This window comes from Chryseobacterium gleum (genome assembly GCF_900636535.1).
In the GTDB taxonomy this organism is placed as follows: Bacteria; Bacteroidota; Bacteroidia; order Flavobacteriales; family Weeksellaceae; genus Chryseobacterium; species Chryseobacterium gleum.
Window position 1 is genome coordinate 5350254 of record NZ_LR134289.1, and the last position, 13004, is coordinate 5363257.

Below are 13004 nucleotides of genomic sequence, written 5' to 3' on the forward strand. Positions count from 1 at the left end.
TATATTGATTGATTTATTTTTCGTTTAGGCTACAATCCCCAAAGGTTTTTCAGCAAAACATAGAATGTATGTTCCTCTTCAGTTACCTTATTATCAGCTTTGATCAGCGATTTGGCAAACTGTACAAATTTCTTACGTTCGTCTTCTGTAGAATCTTCATGAAAACATCTTGCATGGAATTCAAAATGGTCTTTCCATTCTTCCGGCTGTAAAAGAGCCAAAGTTTCCAGTTCGTTGTCAAGATTCATTCTGAACGGGAATTCATCCGCCAGATATTGTTGTACCAGCATTCCTTCCTCAGGAGCAAACTCTCCGTCTACAGAAGAAAGGATCATTAATAAGTGATAACCGGCGATTGATTTATTTGATTTTTGCATGTGCTTTTATATGTTTAAGTTTAGTGTTTAAATTTGATAATTGATTGATCCACGATTAGCCCTCGTCAAAAAGATCATTTATCATTCATCATTTATAATTAGTTAACGTAGTCCTTTGCGGGCTGTTTATCTACAATTTTTCCGTTTTCAAGGATCAGTACAAAAGGATTGCTTCTCGCTATTGTTTTGATGGCAATTCCGTCCATCAGTGTATTTTTGATGGTTTTGAAAGTGTTAGGTTCAGTAGAAATTCCATAAATAAGAGCTCCTTTCTGGGCATTTACTTTTGCTTCTACCTTCTGAAGCAGATCAGCGGAAACATCTTTCGGATAATAGGAGAAAACCAGAATGGCTTTTGGAGCATTAATGATTTCATTGGTGACATCCACTCCTGTAGGATCTTCAATCTTGAATTTCACAATTTCAGACTTGTAACCTTCCTTGATCAGTACAGATTCATTTTTTCCATCTTCAATTTTCCATGGAGAACCCTCTGCCCAGTATTCTGTTTTTTTGATATAATCATCCTGATTTACTTTTACGACTTCTCCTGTTTTCTCATTTTTCAGAGAATAGAAAGTCTTATATTCAGAAGGATTCTTGTCAATTTTAATTTTTTCGGCTTTGATGTCTGTTCCGATTTTATAATCACGGAAATCAATGATAGGCTCATGCATAAGTCCTTGTGCCATAACATAGATCATACCCAGAGAAAATACTGCTAGCAGAATATATTTTACTGTATTTGAAGACTCTTTTGAGGTAACTCCATAGGCATCTTTTTTACGGAATTCTTTTCTGTATAAGATGAATAAAATGATCAATCCTACAAGAAGAACAACATCCTTAAGGAAGCTTTGCCATGGCGTAAATTTGATGGCGTCGCCAAAACATCCACAATCTGTAACGACATTAAAATAAGCCGAATAGAACGTAAGGAAACCAAAGAAAATACAAAGGGCAATTAATACAGATAAGGTAAATTTAAGCTTTAATTTGAGCAGAAGCATAAATCCTAGGAAAAGTTCCATAACCACCACTATAATGGAAAACAGCAGGGCAAACCTTTCTAAAAATGGCATATTGAAAACCGGAGGCGCAAAATATTCTTCCATTTTGAAGGAAAAACCTAGCAGATCCACAGCTTTCACAAAGCCTGACAGGATAAAAATAACAGCAATAATAAAGCGTAATATACCTTTGATCATATTAAATATTTTTGGGTTCGAATTGATTTTCTTTTTCTGAAAACTTGATCAGGCAGAAGACCGCATAATTCAGCATATCGAAATAGTTGGCATCAAGCCCTTCCGAAACGATGGTCTGTCCCTGGTTATCCTCAATCTGTTTGGTTCTTAATACTTTCTGGTAAATAAGATCTGTAATAGAAGAAATTCTCATATCTCTCCAGGCCTCACCGTAATCATGATTTTTTCTTTCCATTAAAGCCATTGCTTCATTGGCGTATTTGTCATACAAACCTAAAATTTCTTCCTTGTTTTCATTAAAATCATTGGAAAGACCCTTCTCAAGCTGAATAAGCCCAATAATAGAATAGTTGACAATTGCGATAAATTCATCCTCCTCACTCTCATCTACCATTTTTTTATCAGTCATCTGCAGCGTACGGATCCTGTTAACTTTGATATAAATCTGATCTGTAATGGAGCTTGGTCTTAAAACCCTCCATGCTGCTCCGTAATCTTGTAATTTTTTACCGAAAAGATCACGGCACTGACTGATAACTTTCCCGAACTGTACTGATGTTTTTAGCATAAATTTTCTTAATCTTCCAAATATACGAATTCGGTTTCAGATTTTTGAATTTGATAAGCTGAGTTTGTGAGTGGGAGGGTTTGAGAGTGGGAGAGTGGGAGAGTTTGATAGTTTCGGGATGCGTGTTGCGGGGTTTTAGAGTAAGAGGGATTTAGTGTTGGAGAGGGTCCGCTTAACTTCCTGCCTCCAGTTTCCAACTTCCATCTTCAATTTAATCTCTTTTTAAAAGCCGTAAATCACTAATTTTGCAGGATAGAAAAAATCATTCATCAATCATAATTCAACTCATGCTCTCCAACCCTCCAACTCCGCAACCCTTTAACTCACCCACCTACTCAATCAATTGTAACGGCCGATTAATACAGCTGGACACTCCAAAGATCATGGGAATCCTCAATCTTACACCGGATTCTTTTTCTGACGGTGGAAAATTCAATAATGAAAAATCAGCGTTGGAACATGCTGAAAAACTATTGAAAGAAGGAGCTGAAATACTGGATATCGGGCCACAGTCCACACGTCCCAACGCAGAATTTTTAAGCGCCGGAGAAGAGATCAACAGGATCGGAAATATGATCTCTCTGATTAAAAAAGAGTTTCCGGAAGCTCTGATCTCACTGGATACTTTTTATGCGGAAACAGTGAAATTCGGATTCAATGAAGGGATTGACCTGATCAATGATATTTCAGGCGGACAATATGATGCAGAAATGTTTGATACCGCCGCTCAGACAAAACTTCCTTACATCCTGATGCATGTAAATCCGTCTTATGAAACCATGCATGAGAAAGTCAGATTTGAAGATATTACGCTGGAAGTTAACCGGTATTTTTCTCAAAAAACAAAAGAACTTTTAGAAAAAGGAGTGAACGATATCATTCTTGATCCCGGTTTTGGTTTCGGAAAAACAGTAGAAGATCAGATGAAAATGATTGACGAAGTTGAATATCTTGGATTTGGGAGATTTCCTTTGTTGATAGGCATTTCCAGAAAGTCATTTATTTATAAGCCTCTTGGTAAATCCCCTTTGGACATTAATGAAGAAACCCAGAAACTTCATATGAAAGTGCTGGAGCAGGGCGCAAAAATTGTAAGAGTTCATGATGTCGCTCAGGCAAAGGAAACGTTGACCCGTTTTTTACAGAGAAAATAAAAAGTGTCAAAAAAACTTGTGGGTTATTAAAAAGTTTATACATTTGCAGTATGAATTTTACGAATCAGAAAAATATTATTGCCATTTCTATTATTGCTGTTGTCATTAACAACAGTAAGGAAACGGTATTGTAAACAGATTTTAATTTAAATTATATATAGGCCGTTTCATATTTGAAACGGCTTTTTTTTGTTTTAATTTTAAGAATACAGAGTATGTATCAGTTATTATCAGTAATTATTATCGTCATTATTATTCCCTTGCGATTGTGAGAAGGAAGATGTATGACTGTACATATATTGAGCCCTCTCACAGCGTGAGAGGGCTTTTTTTATTCCCGTTTGTTAATTTTTTTAATCTCTATAACATGTATTACAACGACGACACGACCATCTATTTTGACGGAAAATTTATGAAAGCGAAAGATGCCGGAACAGATCTTTACGGACAATCCTTACACTATGGCTATTCGGTTTTTGAAGGAATCAAATCTTACAACACAGATCACGGAACCAGGATTTTCAAAGCAAAAGAACATTATGAAAGACTGAAAAGATCAGCAGAACTGATGCACATTCCCTTCGATTATTCTGTAAATCAGCTTACAGATCTAACCTATGAACTTTTGGAACGGAATGGGTTTACAGACGCTTATATCCGGCCATTGGTAACGTGCTCTCCCAATATGTCGCTTTCAAAAGGACAGAAATCTTACCTGTCTCTTCTTGCCTGGGAATGGAATAACGGATATCTGGCAGATAAAATGAAAATCATGACTTCCCCTTTTCAACGTCCTAATCCTAAAGCTTTCAAGGTTGAGGCGAAGGTAGGAGGACATTATGTAAACTCAATATTAGCCTGCCAGGATGCCAAAGACAAAGGCTATGATGAAGCGCTGGTATTGGATGAAAACGGAAATGTTGCCGAAAGTTCAGGGGCCAATGTCTTCTACGAAAAAGACGGGGTTTTGTATACACCGGCCAAAGGAAGTATTCTTCCGGGAATCACAAGACAAACCGTTATGGAGATTTGTCATGAGCTTGATATTCCGGTAAAAGAAACCTTCTTTAAACCAGAGGAAATGCGTGGCGCAGATGCCGGCTTTTTCTGTGGTACTGCAGCAGAAATTGTGGCTTTGGATTCACTTGATGATATTCCTTTTACAAGAAACTGGGAAGACACGGCAAGCGGAAGAGTACAGCAGGCATATTTAAAATTGGTAAGAGTTCTGTCATTGTAGATTTTTGAGATTTAAATATTTAATAATCAGATAAATATATGTATTTCATAAACAGTTGAATATTGTAATTTTTAAGAAAACTGAAAATGAAAAGAATATTACAAAATGTAGTTTTGAATCAAAATTTAGTAAAAAACTTCAGTTTAAAGAGAAGAAAAGAATAGAAAATGCAGGATAAATATGTTAAATAAATATTCAAAAACATTCACGCAAAACAGTGAACAGCCCGCCGCCAAGGCCATGCTATACGGGATAGGATTTACAGAAGAAGATATGCACAAGGCTCAGGTGGGAATTGCCAGTATGGGCTATGACGGGAACACCTGTAATATGCATCTGAATGATCTTGCTCAGGTAGTAAAAAAGGGAACATGGAACCACGGATTAGCCGGATTGATTTTTAATACCATCGGCGTAAGTGACGGAATGAGCAACGGAACAGACGGAATGCGCTATTCCCTGGTAAGCCGTGATGTGATTGCAGACAGTATCGAAGCGATCTGCGGTGCACAGTATTACGACGGACTGATTGCTCTGCCAGGCTGCGACAAAAATATGCCCGGAACCATAATCGCAATGGGAAGGCTAGACAGACCCTCCATTATGGTGTACGGAGGAACTATTGCACCAGGCTGTTACAAAGGAGAAGCACTTAACATCGTTTCTGCTTTCGAAGCGTTGGGGAAAAAGATTGCAGGAGAAATCACTGAAGAAGATTTCGACGGTGTGGTGAAGAACTCCTGTCCCGGAGCTGGAGCATGTGGTGGAATGTATACCGCCAATACAATGGCTTCTGCTATAGAGGCATTAGGAATGAGTCTTCCGTATTCCTCTTCCAATCCGGCCTTAAGCAAAGAAAAGCAGGAAGAATGTCTTGAGGCCGGAAAATACCTGAAAGTACTTCTGGAAAAAGACATTAAACCTTCCGATATCATGACCCGTAAAGCATTTGAAAATGCACTTCGCCTTATTGTTATTTTGGGAGGAAGTACAAATGCTGTTCTGCATTTTATTGCCATGGCAAAAAGTGTAGGGGTTCCTCTTACTCAGGACGATTTCCAGAAGATGAGCGATCATACTCCGGTATTGGCAGACCTGAAGCCGAGTGGAAAATATCTGATGCAGGATCTGCATGAACACGGAGGAACCCCGGCGGTGATGAAATATTTACTGGAACAGGGATTACTGCATGGAGACTGCCTTACCGTCACCGGAAAAACAGTAGCCGAAAATCTGGCAGATGTTCCGGGGTTGGATTTTAATACTCAGAAAATTATAAAGCCACTTTCAGAACCTGTAAAAGCTACCGGACACCTGAGAATATTGTACGGAAACCTTGCGGAAAAGGGAAGTGTTGCCAAAATCACAGGAAAAGAAGGTGAGCGCTTTGTAGGGAAAGCCCGTGTGTTTGATGGCGAAAAAAATCTGATCAGAGGAATTCAGGATGGAACTGTACAGCACGGTGATGTTATTGTCATCCGTCACGAAGGCCCGAAAGGGGCGCCCGGAATGCCGGAAATGCTGAAGCCTACAAGTGCATTGATCGGAGCCGGTCTGGGAAGCAGTGTTGCTTTAATCACGGATGGAAGATTCAGTGGAGGAACCCATGGTTTTGTTGTAGGACACATCACACCGGAAGCCCATGAAGGAGGTCTGATTGCTTTTGTACACAATGATGACCTGATCGAAATAGATGCGGTAAACAATACCATACAGCTCAAAGTTTCAGAAGAAGAAATAGAAAGAAGAAAAAAAGGGTGGCAAAAACCTCCCCTTAAAGTACAGAAAGGATTGCTTTATAAATATGCATTAACAGTATCATCAGCTGCAGAAGGCTGTGTAACGGACGAAATCACTCAATAAAAGTATATGGAAAACCTGAATTTATCAACAGAAATACAACTTACCGGAAGCCGGATCATTCTCGAAGCATTTCTGCAGGAAGGTGTAAAAACCGTTTTCGGATATCCGGGTGGAGCTATTATTCCTATTTATGATGCCCTTTACGATTATAAGGAAACACTGAAACATATTCTTGTACGCCATGAACAGGCAGCAGTACATGCGGCACAGGGGCTGGCAAGAGTATCAGGAGAAGTAGGGGTAGTGCTGGCAACCAGCGGTCCCGGAGCAACCAATCTTGTAACAGGATTAGCAGATGCGCTGCTGGATAACACTCCTTTGGTCTGTATTACAGGACAGGTTTTTGAACATCTTCTCGGAACCGATGCCTTTCAGGAAATAGACGTAATGAACGTTACAAGTCCTGTTACCAAATGGAATTATCAGGTTACTGATGCCAATGAGCTTCCCGAAGTACTGGCAAAAGCATTTTACATTGCTAAGTCAGGTCGCCCTGGTCCTGTATTGATTGATGTGACTAAAAATGCCCAGCTTCAGTCTGTTGATTATAAAGGATATACTCCATGCCATTCATTGAGAAGCTATAAACCGGATCCCGAACCATGTTTTGAAAGTATTGAAAAGGCAATATCCTTAATTAATGAGGCTGAAAGGCCATTTATTATTGCAGGACAGGGAATTATGCTGGGAAAAGCAGAAAAAGAATTTTTAGAATTTGCTGAAAAATCAGGAGTTCCTGTAGCATGGACTGTTTTAGGAATGAGTGCCATACCTACGAATCATCCGCAGGCTGTAGGAATGGTAGGAATGCATGGAAACTATGGTCCGAATATATTAACCAACGAATGTGATGTTCTGATTGCTGTAGGAATGCGCTTCGACGACCGTGTAACAGGAAGACTGGATCAGTATGCAAAACAGGCAAAAATTATTCATCTCGATATTGATAAGGCAGAGATCAATAAAAACGTAAAAGTTGATGTTCCGGTTCTTGGGAACTGCAAACATACTCTTCCCCTTCTTACGGAAAGGATTGTAAAAAGAGAACATTATGCCTGGCATGAAAGATTTAAAAAATGCCACGAAGTGGAAAGCATCAATCTGATTCATACCGAGCTTTATCCCGATGAAGGAGAGATTACGATGGGAGAAGTGATCCGTTATCTGAATGAAATGACACAAGGTGAAGCTATAATTGTGACAGACGTAGGACAGCATCAGATGGCAACATGCCGCTACTCTCACTTCAAACATTCCAGAACCAATGTGACAAGCGGAGGCCTGGGCACTATGGGGTTCTGTCTTCCCGCTGCGATAGGAGCATCCTATGCGGAAACCGGCCGGCCTGTTATTGCAGTGATGGGTGATGGAGGAGCACAGATGAATATTCAGGAGCTGGGAACCATTATGCAGTATCATCCGGAGGTAAAAATTTTAATTCTTAATAATTGCTATCTGGGAATGGTGAGACAGTGGCAGGAATTGTTTCACGAAGAAAGATATTCCTCGGTAGATATTCAGAGTCCTGATTTTGTTCAGGTGGCAAAAGGATACAATATCCAGGGAAACAGGGTGTCTGAAAGAGAAGATCTGAAATGGGCCCTCCGTGAAATGCTTGATCATGAAGGCGCTTTCCTTCTTGAAGTGATGACAGGAAAAGAACACAATGTATTTCCGATGATTCCCCAGGGGAAAAGTGTTTCGGAGATTGTACTCAATAATAAAGTTTAAAAAATAAAAGATGAAAACAGATCATAAAGAATATACCATTACAGCGTATACCGAAGATTATTTAGGATTGATCAGCCGCATCAATGCTATTTTTTCAAGAAGGAGAATTTCTATGGTGACCTTTAATGTAGGCCCTTCGGAAATGGAAAAAGTAAAAAAGTTTGTCATCGTGATCAGAGAAACAGAAGATTCTGTTCAGAAAATCAGCAGACAGATGGAAAAACAGGTGGATGTTCTGGAAGTGCATTATCATAGAAATCCTTACCTGACGGCAGTAGAACATGCGAGCTAAGCTCAGAAATTAAACATCATAATCAGTAATAAATAAAATCAAAAAAAATGGCAAAATTGAATTTTGGAGGAGTAGAGGAGAATGTAGTAACAAGAGAAGAATTTCCGTTGGAAAAAGCTCAGGAAGTATTAAAAAACGAAGTCGTGGCAGTTATTGGATATGGAGTACAGGGACCAGGACAGGCGTTGAACCAGAAAGATAACGGAATTAATGTCATTGTAGGGCAGAGAAAAAACTCCAAATCATGGGATAAAGCAGTAGCGGACGGGTTTGTACCGGGAGAGACATTATTTGAAATCGAAGAGGCTCTGGAAAAAGGTACCATTATCTGCTATCTTCTGAGTGATGCCGCACAGATTGAATACTGGCCAAAAGTAAAACAGCATCTTACCCCTGGAAAAGCGCTGTATTTTTCACATGGTTTCGGGATTACATTCAATGAACGTACAGGAATTGTTCCTCCAGCCGATGTAGATGTTTTTCTGGTAGCACCAAAAGGTTCAGGAACATCATTGAGAAGAATGTTTCTGCAGGACAGAGGTCTGAACAGCAGTTTTGCCGTATATCAGGATGCTACAGGAAAAGCCAGAGAAAGAGTAACCGCATTGGGAATCGCGATAGGAAGCGGGTATCTGTTTGAAACCGACTTTAAAAAAGAAGTATACAGTGATCTTGCCGGTGAACGTGGAACACTGATGGGTGCTGTACAGGGAATATTTGCCGCTCAGTACGATGTATTGAGAAAAAATGGACACAGTCCTTCGGAAGCTTTTAACGAAACCGTAGAAGAATTGACGCAGTCATTAATGCCTTTAGTAGCAGAAAACGGAATGGACTGGATGTATGCCAACTGCAGCACAACCGCTCAGAGAGGTGCTTTAGACTGGTGGAAGCGTTTCAGAGATGCTACTTCGCCTTTGTTTGAAGAGCTGTATGACAATGTAGCTAAAGGAAATGAGGCACAACGCTCGATTGACAGCAACAGTAAACCGGATTATCGTGAAAAACTGGAAGCAGAACTTACTGAGCTGAGAGAAAGCGAAATGTGGAAAGCCGGTAAGACTGTGCGCAGCCTGAGACCCGAAAACAATTAATTACTTAAAGATGATGAAAGAGGAAGTAAGTTCCTCCGTTTTAGAGCATGTCTATAAAGCGGAGGAACGATTAAAAGATGTAGTGGTAAAAACACCTTTGGCTGTCAATAATAACTTGTCAGCCATTTATGAGGCAAACATCAGCTTTAAAAGGGAAGACCTGCAAAGAGTAAGATCCTATAAAATAAGGGGGGCATACAATAAAATGGCAACCATGTCACAGGAAGAACTGTCCAGAGGAGTCGTATGCGCCAGTGCCGGAAACCATGCGCAGGGAGTAGCCTTTGCTTGTCATACCATGAAAGTGAAAGGAACGATTTTTATGCCTTTGCCAACCCCCGGACAAAAGCTCGAACAGGTAAAGATGTTCGGTGGAGAATACATTGATGTTATTTTATTCGGAGACACATTCGATGAATCTAAAGATGCTGCAATGAGGTTTTGCAAAGAGCATGACAGTGTATTTATTCATCCTTTTGATGACCCGGCGATTATTGAAGGACAGGCTACAACAGCGCTGGAAATCCTGGAACAGGCGGACGGCATGGTTGACTATCTTTTTGTGCCGATAGGTGGCGGTGGACTGGCAGCAGGAGTCTGTACTGTATTTCAGCATTTGTCTCCTCAAACAAAAATTATTGGTGTAGAACCTTCAGCGGCTGCAAGTATGAAAAAAGCCCTGGAAAAGGGAAAACCCGTTCTCCTTGAAAAAATCAGCCGTTTTGTAGACGGTGCAGCTGTACAGCAGGTGGGAGAAATTACTTTCGAACGTTGTAAAAATATCCTGCATGATATGGCTACGGTTGACGAAGGATTAGTCTGTGAAACCATATTGTCATTATATAATAAAGACGCTATCGTGGTAGAGCCGGCCGGAGCGCTTTCAGTAGCGGCACTGGACAAATATAAAGAAGAGATAAAAGGTAAAAACGTAGTGTGTATTATCAGCGGAAGCAACAATGATATCACGCGTATGGAAGAAATCAAGGAAAAGGCTTTGCTGCACGCAGGGTTAAAGCATTATTTCCTTGTAAGGTTTCCACAACGCCCCGGGGCATTAAAAACTTTTGTAATGGATGTACTGGGACCGGACGATGATATTACCTATTTTGAATATACCCAAAAAAATTCAAAAGAAAAAGGAATTGCAGTGGTGGGAATTGCGCTGAAAAAAAACAGAGATTTTCCTCCTTTGATGGGTAAAATGAAGGAATATGATTTCTTTGTCAACTATCTGAACAATGATCCTGCGCTGATGAACCTGCTTATTTAAAAAATCATATTCAATATTAAATTATTTCGCATTCAATCAGATTCTAAAAACACAACGATGAAATGAAAAAGCTTCACAATCCGTGAAGCTTTTGTTTTTTTAACAATGTCAAATGACATAAGAAGCTGCAGCGTTAAGAAAATGAATTCTGTGAACGTTTAAAAAACTCTATTGTTTGAGTTCGGGACAATCTGTGATTCTCAATATAGACTGTTTCCGCACGAGTTTAGAGTTTTTAGAGAACAGATTTCATTTTTAGCGGAAGTTTCTAAGTCTTGAATTTTTGATTCTTTTGTTTCAAGACAAAAGAAGTATTAATTAGAAAGAATTTTTAAACCATTAAGGATGATTAAGTTTTTAAGAATAATGAAGAGAAATATCTTCGGATATTTATTAAGCAGAGTACTTCATTCAAATTCATTTGAATCTTAACTTTTCTTATAATCTAGATTCTTCTTAATGGTTCAATTTTTTCCCTATCAACTATCTTTCCAGTGAAAAATTAGAAATTACTTTTGGGCGTTCCGTTTCATTAGCAACTTTCCAGGAGGTTCTGTACATCCACTCAGTCATTTTATAAAGCTTTTTATAATTGATATTTTCAGATTCATCCTGCGGGGTGTGGTATTGGTCGTGCAGCACGCTGGTGAAAAATATCGCCGGAATCCCGATTTTAGCATACGGAAGATGATCACTTCTGAAATAGAAATATTCAGCATGACTTGGAGAATCCCAATCTTTCAGGTATTTGAATTTTGTACTTTCATTATTGGCTTCTTCAGCCATTTTCACGAGTTCTTCAGAATTTTTATGAGGAGCATTGCCTCCCAATAAAGCCGCTTCATTATTGTCATTTCTTCCGATCATATCACCATTCAGAACGGCTACAATTTTCTCTTTCGGAACAACAGGGTGGGCTGCGTGCCATCTCGATCCTAATAATCCTCTCTCTTCAGCTCCATGGAAAACAAACAGGATGCTTCTTTTTCCCGGCTGCTTTTTATAAGCTCTTGCCATTGCGAGCATAGCAACACATGTACTTGCATTATCGTCAGCACCGTTATAGATTGTATCATTCTTTACAGGATGTCTGATGCCGTCATGATCCTGATGTCCGCTTAGCAAAACATATTCATTTTTAAGGACCGGATCCGTACCTTCTATTTTCCCGATAATATTTACTGAAGGATATTTATACGTTTCAGTGATGAGGTTAAGAGAAGCTTTGGGACTGTTTTTTACCCAGCCTGCATTTTCTCTTTTGATCCATAAAACAGGAATATTATTCGTTATTTTCTCTCTTAATCCTTCTACGCCGTAGCTTCCTCTTGTCATTTGGGGCAGTACCTCCACCCAGCTTTGTTCGGAAATATCATCGGTGATAAAAATAATGGCTTTCGCTCCCAGTTCAGCAGCTTTATTATAATATTTATTTCTTACAAATCCGGGATATCTCCTTACGAAAAGGGTCATGTCCTTAGAAATATTTTTGTCTGAAGCATTTACCGCAAGAACTTTTCCTTTGATATTCAATTTTGCAAGATCTTCAGGTTCTGCATTTCCGGCATATACTATTTCAGCATCCAGAGAAGCATTCACAGGTTCTGCTACCAGAAAGTCTTTCCATAATTTCAGGTTGGTATCTCCGATTTTAAGGCTGCTTTGAGGGATAACCTGATGTCTGTACATATCGAAGAACTGGAAAAATGTTCCGTTATCTCCGGCAGGTTTCATTCCTGCTTCTTTGGCCTTGTCAGCAAGCCACATGGAAACTTTTAATTCGTCCAGGGTTCCTGCTTCACGGCCCCAGAACTGGTCTGCGGCAAGCTGATACATATCGGTACGAAGGTCAGATTCTTTGATGGTGGAAACCAATGGTTTTTTATAAGTCTGGGCACTTCCAAGGGTAAACAGGAAAATGCTTAACAGGCAGAAAACATAACTTTTATTCATACAAACTTTTTAATTAAAGTTAGCTAATTTCTCTGAAAACTGCTTTGAAAATTCCTTCCTGTCTTCTTCCAGCTTCTCTTGTGTAGAAGGTAAAATATAATTAAAAAGAATCTTTTCTTCATTATCTAAAAAGATAATTTCTTTTTCATTGCCATCAATCATCTGTGAGAAAATCTCCCACATCGGAGTGTCTTTTAATTTTAATAATTCAAAAAACTGTTCTGCTTTGATCTCGATTTTCTGCATGATAT

12 protein-coding genes are annotated in these 13004 nt (G+C 39.3%); 7 read left to right on the top strand and 5 right to left on the bottom strand.

Going from position 1 to position 13004, the window contains the following annotated elements; translation table 11 throughout:
• Positions 1–29: 29 nt before the first annotated feature.
• The 3 genes from EL165_RS24615 to EL165_RS24625 form a co-directional block, all read right to left on the bottom strand.
• Entirely contained in the window at positions 30–377 is a 348-nt protein-coding gene (locus EL165_RS24615) for a TerB family tellurite resistance protein (protein ID WP_002980854.1), read from the bottom strand.
• A gap of 98 nt (positions 378–475) precedes the next feature.
• Positions 476–1585, bottom strand: coding sequence for a BT_3928 family protein (locus EL165_RS24620; RefSeq protein WP_002980852.1), 1110 nt, complete (start codon positions 1583–1585; stop codon positions 476–478).
• 1 nt (position 1586) lies between these two features.
• Positions 1587–2153: a DUF1599 domain-containing protein gene (locus EL165_RS24625; RefSeq protein ID WP_002980850.1), complete on the bottom strand. Its 567-nt coding sequence runs from the start codon at positions 2151–2153 to the stop codon at positions 1587–1589.
• A gap of 287 nt (positions 2154–2440) precedes the next feature.
• On the opposite strand from EL165_RS24625, the gene folP reads away from it, so the two are divergent.
• The 7 genes from folP (at position 2441) to ilvA (ending at position 10800) form a co-directional block, all read left to right on the top strand.
• Positions 2441–3307 (top strand): dihydropteroate synthase, encoded by an 867-nt coding sequence (folP, locus tag EL165_RS24630; protein ID WP_050791151.1) that lies wholly within the window; start codon positions 2441–2443, stop codon positions 3305–3307.
• A gap of 367 nt (positions 3308–3674) precedes the next feature.
• Entirely contained in the window at positions 3675–4547 is an 873-nt protein-coding gene (gene ilvE, locus EL165_RS24635) for a branched-chain-amino-acid transaminase (protein ID WP_002980845.1), read from the top strand.
• A 180-nt stretch (positions 4548–4727) separates the two neighbouring features.
• Entirely contained in the window at positions 4728–6410 is a 1683-nt protein-coding gene (ilvD, locus tag EL165_RS24640) for a dihydroxy-acid dehydratase (RefSeq protein WP_002980833.1), read from the top strand.
• A 6-nt stretch (positions 6411–6416) separates the two neighbouring features.
• Positions 6417–8141: a biosynthetic-type acetolactate synthase large subunit gene (gene ilvB / locus EL165_RS24645; protein WP_002980831.1), complete on the top strand. Its 1725-nt coding sequence runs from the start codon at positions 6417–6419 to the stop codon at positions 8139–8141.
• A 10-nt stretch (positions 8142–8151) separates the two neighbouring features.
• On the top strand, positions 8152–8433 hold the full coding sequence (locus EL165_RS24650) for an ACT domain-containing protein (protein WP_002980829.1): 282 nt from the start codon (positions 8152–8154) through the stop codon (positions 8431–8433).
• Positions 8434–8480: 47 nt separating this feature from the next.
• The gene (gene ilvC / locus EL165_RS24655) at positions 8481–9527 is read left to right on the top strand and encodes a ketol-acid reductoisomerase (protein ID WP_002980826.1); all 1047 of its coding nucleotides are present in this window, start codon (positions 8481–8483) and stop codon (positions 9525–9527) included.
• A 10-nt stretch (positions 9528–9537) separates the two neighbouring features.
• Positions 9538–10800 carry a threonine ammonia-lyase IlvA gene (ilvA, locus tag EL165_RS24660; RefSeq protein WP_002980825.1) on the top strand — a complete coding sequence of 421 codons (1263 nt, stop codon included), beginning with the start codon at positions 9538–9540 and terminating at the stop codon, positions 10798–10800.
• Positions 10801–11283: 483 nt separating this feature from the next.
• Here the strand turns inward: ilvA and EL165_RS24665 are convergent, their stop codons facing one another.
• Together EL165_RS24665 and EL165_RS24670 are read right to left on the bottom strand one after the other, a co-directional pair.
• Complete coding sequence (locus tag EL165_RS24665) at positions 11284–12753, bottom strand: M20/M25/M40 family metallo-hydrolase (protein WP_002980823.1); 1470 nt, start codon at positions 12751–12753, stop codon at positions 11284–11286.
• Positions 12754–12762: 9 nt separating this feature from the next.
• Positions 12763–12999 (bottom strand): hypothetical protein, encoded by a 237-nt coding sequence (locus tag EL165_RS24670; protein ID WP_002980821.1) that lies wholly within the window; start codon positions 12997–12999, stop codon positions 12763–12765.
• Positions 13000–13004: the final 5 nt, after the last annotated feature.

Coding starts and splice junctions, on each gene's coding strand:
- ilvB (WP_002980831.1), top strand. CDS start 6,417: ATGGAAAACCTGAATTTATCAACAGAAATACAACTTACCGGAAGCCGG.
- ilvC (WP_002980826.1), top strand. CDS start 8,481: ATGGCAAAATTGAATTTTGGAGGAGTAGAGGAGAATGTAGTAACAAGA.
- ilvD (WP_002980833.1), top strand. CDS start 4,728: ATGTTAAATAAATATTCAAAAACATTCACGCAAAACAGTGAACAGCCC.
- EL165_RS24615 (WP_002980854.1), bottom strand. CDS start 377: ATGCAAAAATCAAATAAATCAATCGCCGGTTATCACTTATTAATGATC.
- EL165_RS24620 (WP_002980852.1), bottom strand. CDS start 1,585: ATGATCAAAGGTATATTACGCTTTATTATTGCTGTTATTTTTATCCTG.
- EL165_RS24670 (WP_002980821.1), bottom strand. CDS start 12,999: ATGCAGAAAATCGAGATCAAAGCAGAACAGTTTTTTGAATTATTAAAA.
- EL165_RS24650 (WP_002980829.1), top strand. CDS start 8,152: ATGAAAACAGATCATAAAGAATATACCATTACAGCGTATACCGAAGAT.
- folP (WP_050791151.1), top strand. CDS start 2,441: ATGCTCTCCAACCCTCCAACTCCGCAACCCTTTAACTCACCCACCTAC.
- EL165_RS24665 (WP_002980823.1), bottom strand. CDS start 12,753: ATGAATAAAAGTTATGTTTTCTGCCTGTTAAGCATTTTCCTGTTTACC.
- EL165_RS24625 (WP_002980850.1), bottom strand. CDS start 2,153: ATGCTAAAAACATCAGTACAGTTCGGGAAAGTTATCAGTCAGTGCCGT.
- ilvA (WP_002980825.1), top strand. CDS start 9,538: ATGATGAAAGAGGAAGTAAGTTCCTCCGTTTTAGAGCATGTCTATAAA.
- ilvE (WP_002980845.1), top strand. CDS start 3,675: ATGTATTACAACGACGACACGACCATCTATTTTGACGGAAAATTTATG.